Raw genomic sequence first — 20,806 nt, 5'->3', positions numbered from 1 at the left:
TGTTTTTCAGCTCTATCTATACCTCGGCATCGCTCTAGCGCATGCGTATTTAGGCGGCAGACTAGTGCCTTAGCCACTGAAAATATCAGAGCAGAGAAGCGTACTCCAGCCTGCCCTAAGTTAGCATTGCCAAAAAAACGGTAAGTTCCTGGGTATCCGACTTTCATAACTACCGGTCGCCACCTGTGCGGCACCGATTCAGAAATAACACTTGCACGCTGCGCTGGCGGACGCGTGAAAACGTCCATCACATAGGAGTATGTATCATACCCGTTCAACCTTCCCGATTGGATCAAATTCATAATCGCAGCCGCCCGTTTTCCGCTACGTAGTGAAACAGTAAATAACCAGTATTTACGACCCAGAGCCCACGGCCGACCTTGGTTGTCGGATAGTCAGACGCGGGCGAATAGAGCGATAATCAACCCTGTTAGTCACGACTGCTTGCAAAGCAGGCAAGTACCCTCATCATCCAAAACGTTCGCGCCACAATTAGCAGGGCACGGCTTCCGCCTCACTTTGTGCTCGGAATCACATACAGGGCAATACAATTTTCTTGTCTTAGCCCCCTTAGGATTCAACACTGCCAAAGGGTATTCAAAACTATCGTCGGAACTAGCGTCTTGTATACACTGTGGGCAAAAAAAGCGATGTTGCTTCTTATCGATGCCAAAATACCGAGACACCGAAGCCGGAGGAAGTTTGTCGATCGCGATCTTTGCTTCCCAACAAACTCGGTTAGTCGCAAATTCGCCGCTACCAAGCTAAGATGCTGGCCCCGTTTTCAAAAAATCTCTACGAATACCTAACCAGGATTCGTTCGGGCAAAGTTCAGAGTAAGAAAACAGGATCACCTCAACGATTTCAGTAGCCTGGATGCGAAAGTCTTTACCCGTCGAATGCATAATAGCGTTACGTTGTTCACGTTGCGAGCGGAAAGCTTCCGCGAACTTCTTAGATAAGGGAGAACTGGAGAAAGTATCATATATTCTGGGCAAGTCTTGAGCATCAGGCATCCTGAAGGTATTGAAGCTTATAGACTTCCCTCCGTAAGGTGATGGCCATTTTGCAGGGGGTTCACTGATTAAAAGGAATGGGGAAATTTCGCATATTTTTCCCTTCAACAATTGTTCAACACCCTGCTGGGCAACAGCAAGAGAGGTGCTCAGTCGGCGTTTAGCTGCAATCCAATACGGCTCAGACATCTCCGCCTGATCATAGCCAAAATACTCCGCTTGATCTAAATCAGTGAAAAGATCAAAAAGTGTACCCCAAGCAAAGTCCAGCAACTCTTTACCTGCGGAAAAAAACTCATCTGACGTCGGAAGATCATTAATCAATTGCTAATTCTCTTAAATTCCATATATAAAAAAACTGACACATCTCCGATCAGCTCTATTATGTACCTCAGTATAGTCTGGGTCGGTACCCAGGTAGCAAGCCAAATTCCCGACATCCTTTACCGCCTTGGTAAAATGCTTCTAGAGATACTCTGCCGACGCACGCGCATTGACTGCCCAGCCTGCAGTAGTCGGTACGGCCTTGTGATCGGCGGCTGCCAGGGAGAGAGTAAAGTGACATAAACGCCCCATCATCAAAATCGAAGCTGCTTGAGCAATCGCTTAATCGTCTGCGAACCTCGCGCCTACCAATAAGCGCCCATCCCACGGAAGTCAGAGATGAATTATCTAGAGCAGATAAAGCACCAAGCCGAACAGACTTTTGGCAACAAAGAAAAGGCAGATGCTTGGCTCAATCAGCCCAAAAAGCTTTCGGTGACCGAGCGCCTCTGGAGCTTGCACGCGAGGCTGAAGGATACCTACTGGTCAGGGATGAGCTTGAGCGAATGACCCACGGGTTCTTCGCTTAGCGGCCGCTCGGATTCAATCAAAATGATGCAAATTCCCTGCTTTAATATGTTGATTCATTTATGACTGGGGATCCCGGATGCTATCGCCTGAAGTTCGACCCGGTGGAGAACATCCAATACGTTGGAAACATTAGGATCTCCTGAGCTCGCGGCCTCACCTTGCCGAGGCTCATCATCTGAAGTCAATCGCAGCATGCAGGGCGGCAGGTGCCAAGCGCTGGTAAAGCTCAACACGCCTGAGGGAATCATCGAGATAATGGAGCGGTTACAAACAGATAGAGTCGACGGTGAGGGAAACCACGCTTCTGATCCCTATGCACAAGTGATACCCATGTATAGCTATTGTACAAGTATGTGCAAGTTCGTATCATCAGTCATGGCCTCGTGCTGGCATGGTTCTAGCGCTCTTGGGCTCACAGTTTAAGGCCACCTCCAAACCGCTCTGAAGGACGATTAATGAACCTCAATATTGCACGCCTAATGTTTGGCAGCGCGACCACAATGGTTCTTGTGGCGTTAGGTCTTTCTTTATGGACGTCTTCGCAGGTTGAGAGGATGGATGAGCTTGGCTATCAATCAGAGAAAATCAGCGAGGCGCGCGAAGTCGTTCAAGAGCTTCGTTATCACGCTGCACAAGTCCAGCAGTTCTACACGGATGCCAGTTTGACCAGTGAGCGAGACTCTGTTGTTCAAGGTCATCAAAATTCTCTACAGGCAGTTGAAAAACTGAATGAGCTAAAAACGTTGATACCCGAACTGGGCCGTGAGCTGGAAATTTCTCGTGGGCCTATAGAGGCGCTTGATCGCATCGGCGACCGCATGTTTCAGGCCTACAGCGCCTCAGGCAAAGCCGCTGGCGATAAGGTGATGGAGGATTTTGACAAGCGCTCGGAAGAGGTAATAGAAAATTTCTCTGCCCTTCATGAGCCTTTGGTCAAAAAATATCAGGCGAACCAGGACGTCACAGCAGCAGTACGTAAGTCTCTCAAACTTAATAATTTGCTGGCGTGGGGGCTTGTACTGGTATTCATGCTCATCACGCTGTGGCTGATCAACCGAAGAGTGTTGCCGCCGCTAAATCACTTGTCGGGTTCATTGCGAAAGTTGAGTGCTGGCAGCGGTGACCTACGCGTCGTCTTGCATCAGGAGAATGATGATGAAATTGGTGTGGTGGTCGCCGATTTTAATCAGTTCATCGCTGGGCTACGTGGGCAAATCGCAACAGTTGCCGAAGTGGGTAATACCTTGGGGCAATCGTCCGGCTATCTGGTCTCGGATGCATTGGCGGCTGAGCAAAGCGCCGAAGTACTGCGGGTCGAAATTGAACAGGTCGCCACCGCCATCAACCAAATGGCCGCCACCGTTCAAGGTGTCGCCTCCAATGCCCGAGCTAGCGCAGCTCAAACAGAAGATGCTGATCGTGAGGCGAAAACCGCAATCGGTGTGGTTAATCAAACAATTGATGATATACGCACTTTGGCCGAAGAAATGCGTGAAGCCGCCGAGGTTATTCAAGCACTGCAGACGCATTCGCAGTCCATCGGCGGTGTACTTGAAGTTATTCGCAACATTGCTGACCAGACAAATCTACTTGCACTCAATGCTGCCATCGAAGCCGCGCGTGCGGGTGAACAGGGGCGCGGATTCGCTGTGGTGGCCGATGAGGTGCGGACACTGGCCAGCCGCACGCAAGCCTCAACACAAGAAATCCAAAGCATGATTGAGCGACTACAAAGTGTCTCGCAACACGCTGTAAAAGTGATGCAGGAAAGCCGTGAGCACGCCGAAAATGGCGTAGCTAGAGTTGAAACAGCAGGTCAGGCCCTTATCAATATTAGCGTGTTAGTGGCTTCCATATCGAAAATGAGCCTGCACATTGCGGAAGCTGCCCGCGAGCAATCGACGGTAAGTGACGAAATCAACCAGCGGATAACCAATGTAGCCAACGTTGCTGGACACACCGCCAAGCTGTCGGAAAGCACCTTGGCACGTGGTCGCGCGGCAGGAGAAGATGCGCAACGTCTTGGGCATATTGTGAGTCTGTTTCAGCATTGAGTAGCGCTTCATAATCTCCGACGCCCCACCATAAATGCTCGCCACGCGTGTATCAACCCACGCAGATACCAACCATTCGAGAACGATTATATCGAGTGTCGATTTATCAAGGGACTAGCAATGACGCAACTTATACCTCTGGCTGTCGGATGCGCGGAATGTCGAAATCTTGAAGGTCTGGGCTTCGAATTCACCATGGCTTTTCAACCCATCTACAATGTCCGCACAGGGGCACCTTACGCCTACGAAGCATTAGTACGTGGTGTCAATGGTGAATCAGCCGCACACATCCTCGGCTTGGTGAATGACACCAATCGCTATCGGTTTGATCAGGCCTGCAGAGTTAGGGCAATTGAACTCGCCGCCCGCCTTGGCCTGCCTGCCATCCCCGAATGCAAGCTAAGTATCAATTTTCTACCCAATGCCGTGTACAGGGCTGAGACGTGCATCCGCGCAACCCTGGAAGCAGCTCGCATATTCGACTTTCCGGTCAATCGCCTTATGTTTGAGGTGACAGAGGGCGAACGCGTGGATGATCCGGATCATTTGAAATCCATTTTCCAAGAGTACGAGCGCCAAGGCTTCACCACGGCTATCGACGACTTCGGATCTGGCTATTCTGGCCTCAACTTTCTGGCGATGTTCCAGCCGCAAGTCATAAAGATCGATATGGCGCTCACGCGCGGAATCGACAAAGACCGAGCGCGGCGCGCCATAGTCGAAAGCATCGCTTTGCTTTCAAACCGGCTGAACATCACCGTTGTTGCTGAGGGAATTGAGACTAGCGAGGAGCGCGATGCCCTACTGGAGTTGGGAGTTGAACTCATGCAGGGTTATTTATTCGCCAGGCCAGTGATTGGGGCGCTGCAATCGATGCCGCTGGAGCTGGTCTGCCCATAGACATCTCGTGTCCCTGGCCCCACATAGCGCAGATGCCTGACCTTGCCCCTCAAGTCCACTGTGCAACGGCTTGAGGGGCAGCTGTTACAGCAGGCCGAATAGTGCTTGTCGGTCAGCGATGGCAAGTCAGCGGATGGCGTGTACACTCTCATGCAATCGCGACTTCGCCCTTACGCCAAATCCTTCAAAATTCAGGTCACCCAGGAGTACGACCGCCCGGCACTTCGACTGCCAGCGTCGTACTTAGCCACAACATCTGATAGCCAACACACGGCGGGCCTGTAGAGAACGTCTGACCAGTCGCTCAAAAAATTATAACCACTGCCGATACATCGATGATAGAGGCACGCCTCCCCTTTCATTGCTTGGTACGATATGTCACAGCCTAACTTTCCCAAGGGATCCCATAGGAGCCCGACTCTTACAAGCGTGGCGCTTGTCAGAAGATCTCTGGTCAATTTCGCGAGGCTGTTGGCTTTTGTTTTTGTTCTTGCAAGCTGTCTGCTTATCTACGTAGCGCAAAATCTCGACAGCACAGAAGAACAAGAAAGCGCGTTTTACGCTAAGAAAGCGGTGCAAACTCTCCAGAAAAACCTAGTAATGACTGTCAAGGATTACGCTTTTTGGGGCGATGCCTACAAACATTTGCATACAGCCATAGACACCGACTGGGCCTTCCGTAGGCAAAACCTTGGATCGACGCTCTACTCTGACTTTGGCGTCCAAGGCGTGTTCGTTGTGAACGCGTTGGATCGCACCGTCTATTCGGTGGTAAGAGGAAAGCTAGTTGCAACCAAGGCTGCCGATTGGCTTGGACAGCCCGTCGGAGCCCTTCTTGATCGGGCTAGGGCAGGCGCGAGAAGTGAGACCCCGGTGGCAACATTTGTCGATGTTGGTGGTGTGCCTGCTTTGGTTGTGGCGGCCGCTTTAACGCCAGGGGCTGATCCGACTGTTGAGAGGGATGATGGGCCAGCCTCGGTTTTGTTCTTCGTTGAAACGCTGGATAGCAGTAGATTGGAGACGATAGGCAAAGAGTACGGGGTTGAAGAGTTGCACTTGTCCACGTCCGATGAGATTGAGGGGGCGTCTATTCTGCCTCTGGGTAAGGACGGGGCCGCTGGCCGACTTCACTGGAACCCTGCGAAGCCTGGCCGCCACCTGCTTAGTTTCATGCTGCCGCTTGTCGCCGTTGCCGCCTTTCTAGCTTGGCTCATGACGTGGGCGATACTTCGCCGAACAACAGTTGCTGCCCTCGCCTTGGACTTGAGCTTTGAGTCCCTGAAGCAAAGTCAGGCGGCGCTTGCAACCAGCGAAGCACGTTTTCGCGATGTCGTTGGGGCTAGCTCGGACTGGATATGGGAAATCGACAGAGACTGGCGATTTACTTACCTTTCCGAGCGGTTTGAAAGTGTGACAGGGCTGCGCAGAGACGATTGGATCGGTGCAACCATTGATGACCTGCTCCATACCGACCTCGGCGCGATATCTCAATGGCTAAGCATCCCAAACCGTCGACACAACATCAGCGTGCAATGTAGCTACGTTGACATTAGAGACAACGCCCGAATTACTCGACTATCGGCACGCGGATTAATCCGTGAGGGATTTCGAGGCACCGCAACGGACGTAACCGACGAAGTTGAAGCGCGTCGGCGTATTGAATACCTGTCGCAACACGACGCTCTGACCGGACTGCCAAACAGGACTCGGCTACAAGAGTTCCTCGACGGGAAACTTAAGTCTGCGCCCTCCCAAGAACAGCCTTTGGTGATGCTCAGTCTCGACCTTGACCGCTTTAAGCCTGTAAATGATCTGCTCGGCCATGCCGCCGGTGATCAAGTTCTTAACGAAGTCTCTCGTCGGTTGGGCGACTGCGTCCGCAGCGGTGACCTGGTTGCGAGAATTGGTGGTGATGAGTTTGTATTGATTCTTAATGATGTCAGCTCCCCAGACGAGGTGGAGGCGGCGTGTCGGCGCTTGATCGATTCTATTGAACAGCCAATAGCGATTGAGGATCAGGAGGTTTTTGTGAGTGCGAGCGTTGGCATTGCCATGGCCCCCCACGACGCTATTCAGGCAGCGGAGCTGCTGCGGTATGCCGACATTGCGTTGTATGAGGCTAAAGCCGGAGGGCGCAATACATGGCGATTCTATGCCAGCGACATGAATACAAAAATCATCGAACGCCGCCAGCTCGAAAACGACCTTCGTTACGGGATAAAACATGGAGAGTTGCGCCTGCATTTCCAACCCCGCTTCCGCATTAATAATGGAGAACTGGTTGGAGCGGAAGCTTTAGTGCGCTGGCAGCACCCCAAGCGAGGCCTGATTTCGCCGGATACATTTATACCTATCGCTGAAGAAACCGGACTCATCCTCCCACTTAGCAACTGGGTGCTAACAACGGCCTGCGCAACCGCAGCTCGCTGGCCAGAAAACCTCTTTGTGTCGGTTAACTTATCTTCCACCGAATTCCAACGCGGTAATTTGGTTGAGCGAATCGGCAAAGCAATCGAGGACACTGGACTCGAAGCGAAGCGCTTGGAGTTAGAGGTAACCGAAAGCGTTATGCTTGAAGACGCTTCTGGAGCTCTTGAAGTGATGCGAGTTCTGAAAGATTTAGGCGTGCGCATATCCATGGATGACTTTGGAACCGGCTACTCATCCCTCAGCTACCTACGTTCGTTTCCGTTCGACGGGCTCAAAATAGACCGCAGTTTCGTCAGCCGACTGGGTGAAAGCGAAGACGATAGATCGATCATTCAAGCCATTGTAGGCCTGGGCCGCGCATTGTCTTTGACTGTAACTGCGGAAGGTATTGAAACCATCGAGCATCTTGATTTACTCAAAGCAGTCTGTTGCGATGAGGGCCAAGGGTATTTCTTGAGCCGACCTTTAGAGAGCGATGCTTTCGACTCCTTACTAATGGCGAAGATACCGGTGGGTTAGATTTAACACTCTAGTTGTTTGTCTCGCGAACACCTATCACTGTGGGAAAGGTAATAGGTGACGGTTCGCCAACCATTGCCGCACCAGTTACCCCCCGTATAACTCAGCCTGAGGCGCGCGGGTGAGCATGCGCGCAACTTGAACGGCAAGGTGGTTTTCGATGGTTTTACGGGCTACAAAACAGGCTTGGAGAAAGGCATGACCGAAATCGAGCCTCATCCGGTTACTGTCAGCAAGTTTTTCTGGGCGTTGTCAGTTAGCCTGCGGATTCCACGCCATTCGGCCACTCATTCCACTAACATCGGGCCACCTGTTCCACGCTTATCCGGCCGGGCAGTCGGAGCGCAGCGACGCAGATTTGCATTGTTTACCCGCTGTCGTCAATTTCGTTGAGCGCCTGCGCATCGATTCGCCCTTCAGTTCGAGGCGGTAAGCGTTGTGTACTACCCGGTCGAGGATCGCGTCGGCCAAGGTCGGCTGCCGATCAGCTCGTGCCATTTGTCCACCGGCATCTGGCTGGTCACCAGTGTTGAGCGATGGCCGTAAAGGTCGTCCAGCAGTTCCAGCATGTTGCGCCGTTGCGCAGCGGTAAACGGAGCCAAGCCCCAGTCATCCAGGATCAGCAGATCTGTCTTGGCGTATCCGGCCGTAACCAGGGGCCGCTGCCCAGTTGCAGGATCAGTGACTGTCCGGGCCACGGGGACTGCGGTAATCGATGTCCTCTAGGCAAGCGTTATGACGCAGTCGGGCCGCTTTAGACGACTACTCATGGCTGAGGCGGTACTCTTGCCAGAGCAGAGCCAGCATGACACCGGGGTGGCGCAGTTCAGCGTGAGCCTTGGTATCGGACGTTGATCCCTGGGAACCGCAGGCGGTGGTGGGAAAAGACGTCGTTGCAGCTCGGTATCGGTCACAGCCGAGGGCCAAATCAGCCCGCTGGCAGCAAAGCGATTGAGATAGTCACCGACGCTGGCTCGACTCACTTGCAAGCTGACGGCGATCTGGCGAGCAGACAGGCCGACCTCGAATTTGAGACGTAATACTTCTCTAATCTTACGCATGGATAAGCTTTCCACGACGACCTCTTTGCTTCGATAAAAGAGGTCGATAGTAGTGGATTAATCCTGCTTCGCTGCCTGCCTTAGGGGTGGCCAAATGGCCGTGGAATCCCCTCCCCGCGCGTCTATCGCAAGCGTCGCGTGGGCCACCGCATCCACGCCAATCTTGTGCGAAAAGGGAAACCGAATTTCCGCAACGTGGACGATAAAAACCTGCGATTTGCGTATCTTTAAAAAACTAGAGCCGGACGTCCCCAAGCTTACCGAGTCGTGCTGGCGGCAAAAGGACAAAAGGCCCGGTTGGACGCTAAGCAAGGTATTTTGAAAAACGCCGACACGTCGATTTATAACTCCATATATCGATCACGAATTTTAAGTATTTCGTCCAGATGCTCCAAGAAAATGGCCACAACAGCAGGGTCAAAGTGTACGCCAGCCCCGTCATTTATATGTTGGACAGCATCATCGATTGACCAGGCCACTTTATAGGGGCGGTTTGAAGTCAGCGCATCGAATACATCCGCAACCGCAACAATACGCCCCTCCAGAGGTATTGCGGCTCTCGACAACCCCTGTGGATAGCCACTGCCATCCCACTTCTCATGATGTGTCAGCGCAATGCTGCGAGCCATACAAATGAGTGGAGCGTCGCCTTGCTCAAGAATTTTCGCGCCGATACGCGAATGGGTTTTCATAATCTCCCATTCATCGTCATTGAAATTTCCAGGTTTGAGCAAAATTCGGTCAGGAATACCAATTTTTCCAATATCGTGCATCTGGCTAGCGTATTGCAAAAGCTCGCATTGTTTGTCAGAACAGCCTAAATATTTAGCTAGCAAGGCGCTGTACTGACTCATGCGCAGAATATGAAAACCTGTTTCGTTGTCTCTATACTCGGCAGCACGTCCCAAACACTGCACAGCCTGAATTCGAGCATTATTGAGTTCCTGCGTCCGCGTCTGAACCAATTGCTCTAATAGCGTGTGGTTGTCGTGCAAAAGCCGATGAGCTATTTGCGCATCTAGCAAATTTCGCACCCGCATCAAGAACTCTACACGGGAGAATGGTTTGCTGACGAAGTCGCGGGCGCCCGCAGCAAGCGCTTTCAACAGCTCATCCTTACCATTCTGTGCGGTCAGGATGATCACAGGAGGCAGCAGTGGGTCATCCAGTGCCTGTAACTGCTCCAACACCTTGTACCCGTCAAGATACGGCATGTTGATATCAAGCAAAATGAGGTCTGGACGTGCCTCTAGGTAATGCGCAATAACCTGCCGGGAGTCTTGGATTAGGACAGGGGCTGGATAGCCCTGACGGACGAGCATTTTTTCCAGTAGCTTAAGATTACTGGGTTCGTCGTCTACGGCAAATATACGGGCCTGCATAACAGGTGGGTGACTCATGCCAACTCCTCGACGCCCAGATTAAGGTGCCGGTTCAATATTTCAAGTAACTGATGAAAGTTTATCGGCTTGGTTAGATAACTATCGAATCCGGCTTGCTGTGCTCGCTCAACATCAGATGGCATGGCATTGGCCGTGACGGCAATGACTGGCACTACGCGAGTGCGGGGATCTGACTGAAGAATGGCTAGTAATTGGTAGCCGTCCATTTCCGGCATGTTGATGTCGAGCAAAATCAGATCGGGTGTCTGGGTGAGGGCAATTTCGAGTCCCTGCGCCGGGGAGCTAGCAGTGAGGACTTGAATATGAGGGTGCTTTTTAAAATACGTGCTGATCAGTTTCAGATTGATCGGATTGTCGTCCACGCACAGCACGCGCTGAGCTGCAAAGTTGTTGCCAGCCTGCCGAATGCGGATGCAGTCAGGCTCAATGGTGGTGCTTTGAGTGAGTGCTTCGTCAGCATATAGTTCAAGCCAGAACGTACTGCCCTGACCTTCAATGCTATTGACGCCAATGCTACCCCCCATGAGTTTCACCAGACGTTTGGCAATGCTCAAGCCAATGCCAGTCCCTTCTATTTCGCTGTATTCCGCATCAAGTCGACTGAATGGCTGAAATAACTCATCGATACGAGTTGCGGGAATTCCCATCCCAGTGTCAGAGACTTCAATACGCAACATGCCCACATCGCAAGGGGTCGCTTTTAGCGTTATCTGACCACCAACTCGATTGTATTTCACTGCATTTGAGAGCAAGTTCAGTAGCACTTGTTTCAAGCGCATGCGATCAGCTTTTACAATGATTTCCTCGGAAATGAAAAAATGGGTCGATAGGTCGCGAGCATCTGCTAAAGGCTGAATAAGGCTCCAACACTCAGCCACAATACAGTGAAGTGCTACAGGCTCTATAGACAGGGTGAGGCTGCTGGATTCAATTTTGGCTAAGTCTAAAATTTCATTGATCAACGCCAACAGATGATCACCGCCGTTGAGAATCTCCCGGACGCTATCAAGTTGATCGGCACCCAGACTATCGTCGCACTCAAGCATTTGGGCGAAGCCGAGAATAGCATTCATCGGCGTACGCAATTCATGACTCATGCTCGATAGAAAATCAGTTTTAGCCTGATTAGCTGCATTGGCAGCCACCTTGGCTTGGCCAAGTTCTCTATGGCGTGCAATTTCTTCGCTAAAGTCAGTAAAAATATTAAATCCGTACTGGAACTGACCTTGTTCATCCTTAACAAGACCTACACAACTATTAGAGATGAATTCAGAACCATTTTTTCGTCTAAGAGGTAACTGTCCTTGCCAATTGCGTCCTTCTGAAATGCTTCTCAGCAATTTTTTTGACGACGGCGACTCTTTGTCGACGATGAAATTCTTGAAATTTTGCCCAAGGAGATCAACATCTTCGTATCCTAACTCGATACGTAGCGCTCGGTTTTGATAGAACATATGACACCTATCATCGAAAATGCCGATGCACTGCTCGCTAGACTCAAAAATCTGCCCGAATAGGGTAAGTCGGTGCTCTGCTGCTTTGCGCTGGGTAATGTCTTGAACTTGGCAAACAAAATGCAGCGGCTGCTGATCGGCATTGCGAACCAAAGAAATATTAAGCTCGGCGATGACCGTCCGTCCGCCCTTGGTGAAGTACCGATTCTCAAATTGTTGAGGCACACAGTCATTACAAATAAAACGATTAAGAACCTCTTGATAATGGTTTAAATCATCAGGGTGGATAATTGCTTGAGGGAAGCTTTTCAACAACTCATCGTTGCTAAAATCAAACATCGCACAGAGCGTTTGATTTAACTGCAACCAGCGGCCATCCAAACCGATCAATGCCATGCCTATGCCAGAGGAGTCGAAGGCGCTGCGAAAGCGCAATTCGCTCTCCTGAAGGGTCTGCTCTACGATTTTTAATGCATGTATATCCTGAGTGACGCCAAAAAGCCGAATTGCTCGCCCATTGGCATCGAACTCCGCCTCTCCACGCTGAAGTAACCAGTGCCACGACCCATCAGGCCAAATCGCTCGATGCTCGACTTCGTATGTGTCGATATTCGAAAGCATGCGATTAATACTGTTGAGTACATGCGGAAGATCATCCGTATGAATAAGGCTCAAAAATGTTTCGTAGCTGACTTCTGCAAATTCCTCTGTGCGCCCAAACAGACCTATCATCGAAGAGGATAGCTGGAAGGCGCGCGACCTCATGTCAAACTCCCATGTGCCGACTCGACCCGCAATCTGGCTGCGCTGAAGACATTCATGGCTGACTCGGAGGGCCGTCTCATTCGCTTTGTGCTGAGTCATGTCAGTGCGTATGGAAATGTACTGTATGGGTTTCCCCTGCTCGTTGAGGAACGGTACGATGGTGGTCTCAACCCAATACAGTTGCCCGTCCTTACGTCGGTTACAGACTTCGCCATGCCAGATTTTACCGCAGCGAATAGTCATCCACATATCCTGGTAAAACTCGTGAGGGTGTATACCCGACTTTACAATGCGATGAGTTTTCCCAATAAGTTCTGCGCGGCTATAACCGCTTATTTCACAAAAACTATGGCTTACATGAAGAATGCGCCCTTGGGTGTCAGCCAAACTGACAGTCGAGTGTTGGTCGATCGCGTGGCGAAAGTTTTTCAAGCGCGCTCGGGCCCTCTCGGCGTCCTTAACACATGTTTGATGACTCCTCCTACGATTTTGCGCTGCCCCTGCGCGTTGTTTGGCAATGTCGGCTAGCAGTCCGGGGGCAATCTGCTTAGCATGCCAGTCGAGTAGAACGAGCGCTTTGGCCTGACGAAGTTGGAATATGCAGTCCTCACTGAACAACGCAATTACCGGTAAGTCATCAGTTTCCGGCCATTGTTTTGCGATCTCCGCTATCTCCAACACATGGGAGCATGCATCGGTCAGATCAATAATAAGAACGTCCGGTCGCACCTGCCCTAGGGTTTGCAGCGCATGATCTACCTCGCGATTTAAAATGATCTCTAGACCCTCTTCATTTAATGCATCGACGAGCAGATCAGCATGCACATCATCAGATAGAAGTAATATCTTTGGCAGTGCAGATTTTTCTGGCTGATTGAGGTTGAGGCGGCCGATCAATTGCTCAAGCGAACTACGCTGATGTATTAAATGGTGGGCGCCCATGCCAATCCAATAGCGTTGTTGCACTACGGTGCTGTGATCATCGGTGATCACGATCCACTCATTACAGTTACGCGTTTTGTCCAATAGCAATGTGTGTTGCAAATCTTCAAGTGATTCAAGCCAAGTCAGCTCGGACAGCAGGCAATCGCTATTTCTCAATAAGGGTAGGCACTCAACATCAGTGCAGGTTATGAGCGTGGAGCCTTGAGCGTTTAATTCCTCAGCGAGGGGCGCCAAACTCAGTAAAAACGTGCCTAATGTATAGACGCCCAACAATGGTGGCTGATTACCCTTCTTCATGCTGAAATCCGTCATGGTAATAACAGTCTTAAATTATCGTGAGCCAGTCGGCTCTCTTGATTTTTCGTTCAGACGGAGTGCAAAATCACGGCTTCAATGCCGAGTTTCTCGTGATTTCAAAAGCCTGCATGCCGCGTTGGTCAATCTGGAAATAGACATCGCGGTGCCCAAGTTCGAATCAGAACAATCAGTGGTAGGCCCTCGTAACCAGGTCTACACCGAAAAACTTGCCACCAATCGATTCAGGTCAACGGCAAGTAAGGAAAGTTCATAGCTGGCCGCTGATGTTTGACTGGCGGCAGACGAGCTTTGTATGGATAAGTCTCGAATACTGATAAGGTTCTCATCTACGGATCGAGCGACCTGCGCTTGCTGCTCAGAAGCAGCAGCAATCATCAGATTTCGATCATTGATTTCGGAGATAGCGACCGCTATTTGCTCAATCGCAACCCCCGCCTCACGGGCGATCAGCAGGGTCGACTCAGCTTCTTCGCTGCTTTGCTTCATTGACTGTACGGCCGTAGAGGAATCTTTCTGGATACTTTGGATCATCTGCTCTATTTCTTGGGTCGATGACTGGGTACGGTGCGCCAGCGCCCTGACTTCATCGGCGACCACTGCGAATCCACGTCCCTGCTCTCCCGCACGTGCCGCTTCGATGGCAGCGTTCAAAGCCAAGAGGTTAGTCTGCTCGGCAATTGAGCGAATCACATCAAGAACCTTAGCGATGTTCTGTGTTTGATTTGCCAAACCTTCGACTTCCACGCCGGTCTGCCCAACGGTGCTACTTAGCTTTTGAAGCGAAGCAATCGTCCGGCCGACACGCTCCTGGCCAGTATGGGCAGAACGTTCGGAGGCTTGGGTGGATTTGGAGGCCGAGACAGCGTTGCGTGCGACTTCCTCGACGGCAGCAGTCATCTCATTGACCGCTGTAGCAGCCTGGTCGGTTTCCAGGCTTTGGCGTTGTATTCCAACGTTCGACTCGTTGGTAATCGCGCTCATCTGTTCGGCGGCTGAAGCCAATTGGCTGGAGGATTCAGAGATATGTTGGATCGTATTCTTGAGACTTAAACGCATCGCTGCGGTTGCGTTTTGTAGGTCAGTTATCTCGTCGGCACCATCAACCTCCACGGGAGTGCGCAAGTCGCCGTTAGCTATTTTGCGAGTGCTGAGCAGCAGTGCCAAGATCGGTTGGCTGATACTTCGAGTAAACACGACCGCAACTACGATGGTGAAAAAAATAGCGAGGACGCTCAGGACAATGGTAATCATCAATCCACTTTTGAAGCTGTCGTCAGCAATTTTGCCTGACTGCTCAGCACCTTTCTCATTGAGAGCAATCAATTCCTCAATAGAGGCTTGCAATGCGACAGCTTGAGGTTTGGTAGTATTTTTGACAAAAGCTGCCATCTCTGGATATGACGCTATTTTGCTTAGTTGTACAAGTTCGTCGACCTTGGCTTGATACGCGACTACATTTACCTTCACTTGATTGAATAATTCTTGTTCGGCAACACTAGAAACCAAATGTGTATACGCTTCAGCCGTTTGGGTTAATGCGCGCTTCGTGAGATCAATTTTTTGCAGAGAGCCTTCGCTCAATCTGTCATCGTCCATCACGTAGCGCCTACTATCCACGCGGTAAAGCAGTGCTGCCGTTTCTATTTTTCCAGCCTGTAAAACACTGGGAAGCCAATCGGTCTGCAGCTGGGACGCAGACTTGTGCACGTCGTTAAGCTTAGAGAGAACAGTTACGGCCAGTGCGATCAAGATAGAACAAATAACGCCGAAACTGAGAAGGGCTCTCGCGGCTAGTCTTACGTTACGTATTTTCATATCATAATTCTCGAAACATTACACTGCGGTGAATGGCGCTCAATGTGCCATAGTTGGTCAGTATGTATTGATTAGATTAGCACCTGCGGATTTAGACCTTCCCTCCTCGAGCTAACGTTATCGACGACCGCAGCGATATTGACTGAATAGAATCAATGACGTTTCTCCCAAAACTGTTTGGCCAGTTCGCTCATTGTCGAAGATAACTGTGCAACAGCTGCTGCGCTTTCGAAATTGCTCAGTACTGTCTGGACGTTAGCATTAGCGGTATCTCGAATGCTGTTGATACTGCGGTTAATGTCCTCACTAACCCCGCCTTGCTGCTCGACAGCTGCCGCTATCTGCGCATTCATATCGGTGATTTCATTTACTCGCTTCCCGATACCGTTAAGTGCGGTGGCGGCGTCTTGGGCATGACTGACACTGGAGTGTGCTTGCTGGCTGCTCTGCTCCATCACAGTCACGGCAGCGCGGGCCCTTTCTTGCAAAGCGCTGATCATGCCTTGGATATCTGTCGTTGACTGCTGAGTACGGGCCGCAAGGTTGCGTACTTCATCCGCCACCACGGCAAACCCTCGCCCCTGCTCTCCGGCGCGAGCAGCCTCAATCGCAGCATTCAGGGCTAGTAAGTTGGTCTGATCGGCAATACTGCGAATTACGTCCAACACCTTCGAGATTTCATTGCTTTGACCCTCAAGCTCATGAATAACTTGTGCGGCCTGCTGAATCTCACCTTCCAGTTCGGTAATAGACTGACTGGTATGAGCAACCAAGCGTTGTCCCGACGAGGTTTCGCTGTAAGCCCTTCCCGCTCTATCGGCAGCATGTTGAGCGTTGGCGGCCACTTCCTGAATACTAGCAGCCATCTGATTAACAGCCGTCGCAATTTGGTCTGTCTCTGCGTGTTGCTCGGCGGTCAATAAGTTGCTTATCTCGATCTCACTAAGAAGCCGGTTGGCGTGCTCCCCCAGTCGATTGGACGCATCGCCAATGCGTCCAATAATAGATCCTGTTTAAGACTCCATCATGTGTAAGGCGAAGTCTATTTGGCCGAACTCATCGCTACGTCCTGTGTAGAGCAACTGGCTAAGGGGATTATCTGCAATAGCCAGGGCCCTTAGAGTGAGGCGATTCAGAGGAGACAACAAGGCCACGATAGCGACTGAGCTCAAGCCGCCAGCTAAGAGCATCGCAAGCATCGTGCCGCTGAAAGTCATAGGCATGATAAAATTTGCCACTGCCACGCTGACCAGATTGCCCATCCAAACAAGCAAAGCCAATTTAATCCCAAGACCCGGCGACCACTTTCCTGGTAGTGATTTACCCTCTCTCAAATGCGCGTATAACTTTTTCGCAGCCAGAATCTGCGCAGGTTTTGGCTTGGTTCTTATGGACTGGCATTCAACAACTTTACCATTCTTGCTGATAGGTGTGACAAAGGCGCTGACCCAGTAATGGTCACCGTTTTTGCAACGGTTTTTCACTAAACCCATCCATGAGCGACCTGCTTTCAGCGTAGCCCACATGTGCGTAAAAGCGGCAGGGGGCATGTCCGGGTGTCTTACGATGTTATGTGATTGTCCCAATAGCTCCGCTTCGGTGAAACCACTGATATTGATGAAGTCATGGTTAACGTATGAGATATGGCCTTCAGGATCGGTCGTCCCGGGACAGTTCCAGATTACGTCCCGTCACAGGGAGGTTTTGGCGCATAAATAGTCCTGTAAATATTAGAGTTCACAACGGGTGGCACCACGATATAAGACCAATTAACTATGTCTCCATTTGGATAAGTGAGTTTCCGACCTTAAATAAGTCTAGAATTGGCGCCCTTAAACTGACGCCAATATTACTCCCTTGTCTATTAAGAACACTGCCGAACTAGAATCATATCCTAAATACCTCTATTTTCTGATTCGGATAATGTCATAGGAATAAAACTCTGCGCAATGCTCTTAGGAGTATATATGTATATAGATACCATTCATCCGAGTGAATTTTGAAATAGTATTGCGAAAGAAAACAGAAAGCCTTCATGCCGAAGAAGTCGGCGCCGCGCAATCCGTAGGTCACTAACAAGTACGAGCCTAAATACAATGAGCTTCAACTTCAGGTAATAGGCCAACCGGTTTTCTTGGCCGGACTAGAGTGACCATTGCAGTCGGCATGTTGCTCAGACCGCTTTTAAAAGTATTCAGATTTTTATCAACATAAATCAAGACTGCACAAAGCGGCCACTTGTCTAAAGGTAAACTGTCTTCAGTTGCCTCTACAAGTTCTGTTAATAATTCAAAAATAGCTTTTCACTCTATCATTTCCATGAGTAAAGCTTCAGCCGAAATACCCGCCTTTATCGGCCAGTCGCTTTGTTTACCCATTAGGTTATGTGGCAGCGTCAGGCCAAAAGTGAACGCTTTAGGGCGTTCAACTGCCATGAGATTACGTATGCACCAGGCATGTAGGAACGCCTCTAGAGCCTCATGGTCAACATAACCTTCGACAGGCACGATGAAGGCTTTCAGGCGTTCACCTTCGAGCGCAGACATAAGCCGAACAGCCGCAGCCGCAACCTCGGGGAGACTCTGCAAACGCTCGGTAATGCGGGACGGAAACACATTGATCCCACCCACCTGTACACACTCATCGCGGCGACCTTCAGGCAGAAAATGTGTCTGACCCAGCCACTTCAGTTCATCGTCCAATTCATATTCAGTGCCAGTTTCACACTCTGCCAAGGTGGTGGCATTATTACCGCGTTGCCATCGAGGAAGTAATTGGAAGGGTGAGTCGGGATTGCTTCGAACACCAATTCCAGCTGTCTCACTTGAGCCATATACCTCGACCATGCAATCAATGCCTTGATTTTGCAACTCGCGAATTATCGTAGGGTCGCATGGGCCAGTAGAGGTGATGGCTTTAGTCCCCGCCGGAAAGCTGGTGCCCTGACGACTTAGTTGTCGCCAGATAAACGGAAAACCAATCATCAAGTCGCCTGCCCGCAGTTTGCGCTGGTGGATCATCGCGAGTGCTTTCGGCGCGCGTATTACGGCTGGTAATTGCAGCTGTAGCGGCAACAGTATGCTGAAAATAAAGCCATAAATATGGTGGCATGGACTGAGTGCGATGATTCGTTGCGTCGGCAGGTTAGAGCTGGAGCCAAAGTACTCAGCAAAAAAAGATGTCTCCGTGACTAGGGCATCCCACTGCTGCAAGCATTGCTTAGGTGTACCCGTGCTTCCGGACGTAGCAAACGTAACGTTCTCAGTTCCTCGACGGCGGGCAGTTGCAACCAAATCTGCCCACTCCCCTAGGGTCTTAAAGCGCAGCAGATAGTCTTCAAGACCACTCTCATAGATGTTGAAGAACATTGCGACACACGTCGCTAGACTCAGGAGCTCCAGTGAGTCGGCGCCGATTGCTATCTCGTCTTGGTCGAGCGGGGATGTTTCCTGCATTTCACCTATCAGGGTCGACGCGCTCCAGCGCTCGCTACCCGTCTGGTGTGAAGATAGGTGACGCAGGGCTTTGAGCTCGTCAGCCAGTAGCGAGATTATGACAGCCAGGATGCTGGCTTTATCCAGTTCAAGTCGGTTCAAGATGATCCCTGCTGGCTGATTAACGTAAAAGAAGGGTCAGAGACGCTTGACGAAAACCCAATAGGTTTCGCCGGTTAAGGCCTTCTTCATGTGCACTTTTACTTTGGTGGGCTTCATTTGATAGTCGAAGACATATTCGAACATCGTATTGAGGTTGCCATTCTTGACGCCGTCGGCAAAGCGGCCTTGGAACTCGGGTCGATTGGTGCAAGGTGCTACATCACGGAAAAAGTTTTTACCTATTACTTCGCCCGGCTTGCGGCCGGTAATGTCCCCTTCCGCAGCGTTGTACTGCAAGATTTTACCGGATGCGTCGAGCTGAATAGCGCCAAATGCAACCTTGTCGAGCTGTCCAGCCGACATCTTGGCGAGAGTATTCTCGATGTCATTAGATCCAAAGCTTATCAATTGCATGGGTAACTCCTGCTGCTTAACTGCAGCGACATTGTTCAAAATCGTACAAATCTGTACAAACAATATCTTATGTACAGGGGTTGTACAACTCCGGTTTTAAGCAGTTGGTCATTTGTGAATGTGCTCAGGATTAGCGTCCCCGGCCAAGACTGGTCGTGCTCGGCGCGGTTTCAATCATCAGATTATTGGGGGGCTGAGTCGCCTCAGCGAGAGGGAAATGCTAGGTCGCTTACCTGCATTGAGTCCACTGGACGCTACGGCATGGAAATGGGTTGTCACGTCACACTTGTGAAAGACGCCGCCGCCGCGTTCAGTGCAGAATCCAAGCGTGCTGGGTATCACATGGCATCCCTCTATGTGGATCTATGCCCCCACAGGCCTGGCGGCGGAAACTTGCTCACGATTCTTCGAAGGGTTGGTGACACTCCTTAGCCAAGCCTTGGCGGACTTTCCCAATCAACCATTGAAGAATTTGCGCCCGGTATTAGAGGCTGGCATTAGAATCAAGCATGGACTGAAAAAATCTCCGAAGATTGCTCTCTTGGCATTCATCTACCTGAAGCATTACTACCTCGGTTGCGAACAAGGTGAGTCGTCACTGAAGAAGGGTGATGTCGAGCTTCTCAACCAGCCTAGCCTGGAGTCGCTGATTGCTCAGGCCATAGCGGGTTCCGATACAGAGTGGCCACCTTCTGAACACCTAAAGCACCTGAACGGCTACTACGGTCAATGCTTCAAGCCCACAGGAATCAAGGTGCCACTGCAGGTCGAAGCTTGTATGGCCCTCGCGCTGGTAGAGCGGTACCGAGTAGCAGGTCAATTCCAATATGCGAAGGAAGCATTGGCCGCCGCCGCAGTAGATTTCCCGCGACTACCTTACATGAGGGAGGTTCAGCTTGACCCAGACACCGCTATTCGCTGGCTTGACATCATCTATCCGAAACGTGCGCCAGGAAAAATCTCGACACTTGAATGTTACGGTCTGTAGAAGATCGACGGGTTTGGTAAGGTGGTAGGTGTGATCGAATTGCCATTCGCAAAGGATGTCTGCTAATGACCCGAATTCTGCCTCATCTGATCGGCAGCTATGGGTCGCTTTCTGCCGGTCTTAACTCCGGTGTGCTGGTCAAGTCGAACGCGAACACACCGATACTAAGACTAGCAGCAACCATAACCTCTAGCGGTAGATCGACAATGGGGTCAACACTTCCATCTCCTGCGTCACGGCATGTCGCTGTTCAACATTGACTGTTCGCACTCA

13 protein-coding genes and 4 pseudogenes are annotated in these 20,806 nt (G+C 50.7%); 6 read left to right on the top strand and 11 right to left on the bottom strand.

Annotated features, from left to right (window positions below):
- Positions 1-179: 179 nt before the first annotated feature.
- A pseudogene (locus QN378_RS06735) lies at positions 180-389 on the bottom strand (IS66 family transposase); the annotation flags it as partial.
- Between the two features lie 375 nt (positions 390-764).
- On the bottom strand, positions 765-1,340 hold the full coding sequence (locus QN378_RS06730; protein ID WP_322170262.1) for a hypothetical protein: 576 nt from the start codon (positions 1,338-1,340) through the stop codon (positions 765-767).
- A gap of 407 nt (positions 1,341-1,747) precedes the next feature.
- Here QN378_RS06730 and QN378_RS06725 point away from each other — a divergent pair, with 407 nt between their 5' ends.
- The 5 genes and pseudogenes from QN378_RS06725 to QN378_RS06710 all read left to right on the top strand — a co-directional run bounded on the left by QN378_RS06725 (position 1,748) and on the right by QN378_RS06710 (position 7,774).
- The gene (locus tag QN378_RS06725) at positions 1,748-1,870 is read left to right on the top strand and encodes an antitoxin Xre/MbcA/ParS toxin-binding domain-containing protein (RefSeq protein WP_322170265.1); all 123 of its coding nucleotides are present in this window, start codon (positions 1,748-1,750) and stop codon (positions 1,868-1,870) included.
- Positions 1,871-2,326: 456 nt separating this feature from the next.
- Positions 2,327-3,067 (top strand): annotated as a pseudogene (locus tag QN378_RS23560) (HAMP domain-containing protein); the annotation flags it as partial.
- 153 nt (positions 3,068-3,220) lie between these two features.
- Positions 3,221-3,925 carry a methyl-accepting chemotaxis protein gene (locus QN378_RS23555; RefSeq protein WP_416194845.1) on the top strand — a complete coding sequence of 235 codons (705 nt, stop codon included), beginning with the start codon at positions 3,221-3,223 and terminating at the stop codon, positions 3,923-3,925.
- Between the two features lie 120 nt (positions 3,926-4,045).
- A complete protein-coding gene (locus QN378_RS06715; protein WP_322170271.1) occupies positions 4,046-4,825 on the top strand; it encodes an EAL domain-containing protein in 780 nt (259 codons plus the stop codon).
- A 375-nt stretch (positions 4,826-5,200) separates the two neighbouring features.
- Positions 5,201-7,774 (top strand): EAL domain-containing protein, encoded by a 2,574-nt coding sequence (locus QN378_RS06710; protein WP_322203555.1) that lies wholly within the window; start codon positions 5,201-5,203, stop codon positions 7,772-7,774.
- Between the two features lie 321 nt (positions 7,775-8,095).
- On the opposite strand, the pseudogene QN378_RS06705 reads toward QN378_RS06710, so the two are convergent.
- The 9 genes and pseudogenes from QN378_RS06705 to pyp all read right to left on the bottom strand — a co-directional run.
- A pseudogene (locus tag QN378_RS06705) lies at positions 8,096-8,530 on the bottom strand (ATP-binding protein); the annotation flags it as partial.
- Positions 8,531-8,545: 15 nt separating this feature from the next.
- Positions 8,546-8,835, bottom strand: a pseudogene (locus QN378_RS06700) (IS21 family transposase); the annotation flags it as partial.
- A gap of 341 nt (positions 8,836-9,176) precedes the next feature.
- Positions 9,177-10,235, bottom strand: coding sequence for an HD domain-containing phosphohydrolase (locus tag QN378_RS06695; protein WP_322183874.1), 1,059 nt, complete (start codon positions 10,233-10,235; stop codon positions 9,177-9,179).
- Positions 10,232-13,699, bottom strand: a complete 3,468-nt coding sequence (locus QN378_RS06690) for a PAS domain S-box protein (RefSeq protein WP_322183872.1) — start codon at positions 13,697-13,699, stop codon at positions 10,232-10,234. Before QN378_RS06690 ends, QN378_RS06695 begins: the two co-directional genes overlap by 4 nt.
- A gap of 213 nt (positions 13,700-13,912) precedes the next feature.
- The gene (locus QN378_RS06685) at positions 13,913-15,535 is read right to left on the bottom strand and encodes a methyl-accepting chemotaxis protein (protein ID WP_322183870.1); all 1,623 of its coding nucleotides are present in this window, start codon (positions 15,533-15,535) and stop codon (positions 13,913-13,915) included.
- 152 nt (positions 15,536-15,687) lie between these two features.
- On the bottom strand, positions 15,688-16,401 hold the full coding sequence (locus tag QN378_RS23550) for a methyl-accepting chemotaxis protein (protein ID WP_407074082.1): 714 nt from the start codon (positions 16,399-16,401) through the stop codon (positions 15,688-15,690).
- 147 nt (positions 16,402-16,548) lie between these two features.
- A complete protein-coding gene (locus QN378_RS23545; protein ID WP_416350624.1) occupies positions 16,549-17,148 on the bottom strand; it encodes a PAS domain-containing protein in 600 nt (199 codons plus the stop codon).
- 690 nt (positions 17,149-17,838) lie between these two features.
- Positions 17,839-19,131 carry an AMP-binding protein gene (locus tag QN378_RS06675; protein ID WP_322170292.1) on the bottom strand — a complete coding sequence of 431 codons (1,293 nt, stop codon included), beginning with the start codon at positions 19,129-19,131 and terminating at the stop codon, positions 17,839-17,841.
- Between the two features lie 36 nt (positions 19,132-19,167).
- Positions 19,168-19,545, bottom strand: a complete 378-nt coding sequence (gene pyp / locus QN378_RS06670; RefSeq protein ID WP_322170296.1) for a photoactive yellow protein — start codon at positions 19,543-19,545, stop codon at positions 19,168-19,170.
- Positions 19,546-19,900: 355 nt separating this feature from the next.
- Here pyp and QN378_RS06660 point away from each other — a divergent pair, with 355 nt between their 5' ends.
- Positions 19,901-20,533 carry a hypothetical protein gene (locus tag QN378_RS06660; RefSeq protein WP_322183866.1) on the top strand — a complete coding sequence of 211 codons (633 nt, stop codon included), beginning with the start codon at positions 19,901-19,903 and terminating at the stop codon, positions 20,531-20,533.
- Positions 20,534-20,806: the final 273 nt, after the last annotated feature.

This window comes from Pseudomonas sp. 10S5 (genome assembly GCF_035019745.1).
GTDB lineage: Bacteria > Pseudomonadota > Gammaproteobacteria > Pseudomonadales > Pseudomonadaceae > Aquipseudomonas.
The sequence above is the reverse complement of the archived record's forward strand: the minus strand, read 5'-3'. Positions and strand labels throughout refer to the sequence as shown.

Bases quoted from the DNA above. Each gene is read 5' to 3' on its own strand.
- QN378_RS23555 (WP_416194845.1), top strand. From the start codon at position 3,221: ATGGCCGCCACCGTTCAAGGTGTCGCCTCCAATGCCCGAGCTAGCGCA.
- QN378_RS06715 (WP_322170271.1), top strand. From the start codon at position 4,046: ATGACGCAACTTATACCTCTGGCTGTCGGATGCGCGGAATGTCGAAAT.
- QN378_RS06710 (WP_322203555.1), top strand. From the start codon at position 5,201: ATGTCACAGCCTAACTTTCCCAAGGGATCCCATAGGAGCCCGACTCTT.
- QN378_RS06695 (WP_322183874.1), bottom strand. From the start codon at position 10,235: ATGAGTCACCCACCTGTTATGCAGGCCCGTATATTTGCCGTAGACGAC.
- QN378_RS06690 (WP_322183872.1), bottom strand. From the start codon at position 13,699: ATGAAGAAGGGTAATCAGCCACCATTGTTGGGCGTCTATACATTAGGC.
- QN378_RS06685 (WP_322183870.1), bottom strand. From the start codon at position 15,535: ATGAAAATACGTAACGTAAGACTAGCCGCGAGAGCCCTTCTCAGTTTC.
- QN378_RS23550 (WP_407074082.1), bottom strand. From the start codon at position 16,401: ATGGCTGCTAGTATTCAGGAAGTGGCCGCCAACGCTCAACATGCTGCC.
- pyp (WP_322170296.1), bottom strand. From the start codon at position 19,545: ATGCAATTGATAAGCTTTGGATCTAATGACATCGAGAATACTCTCGCC.
- QN378_RS06660 (WP_322183866.1), top strand. From the start codon at position 19,901: ATGTGGATCTATGCCCCCACAGGCCTGGCGGCGGAAACTTGCTCACGA.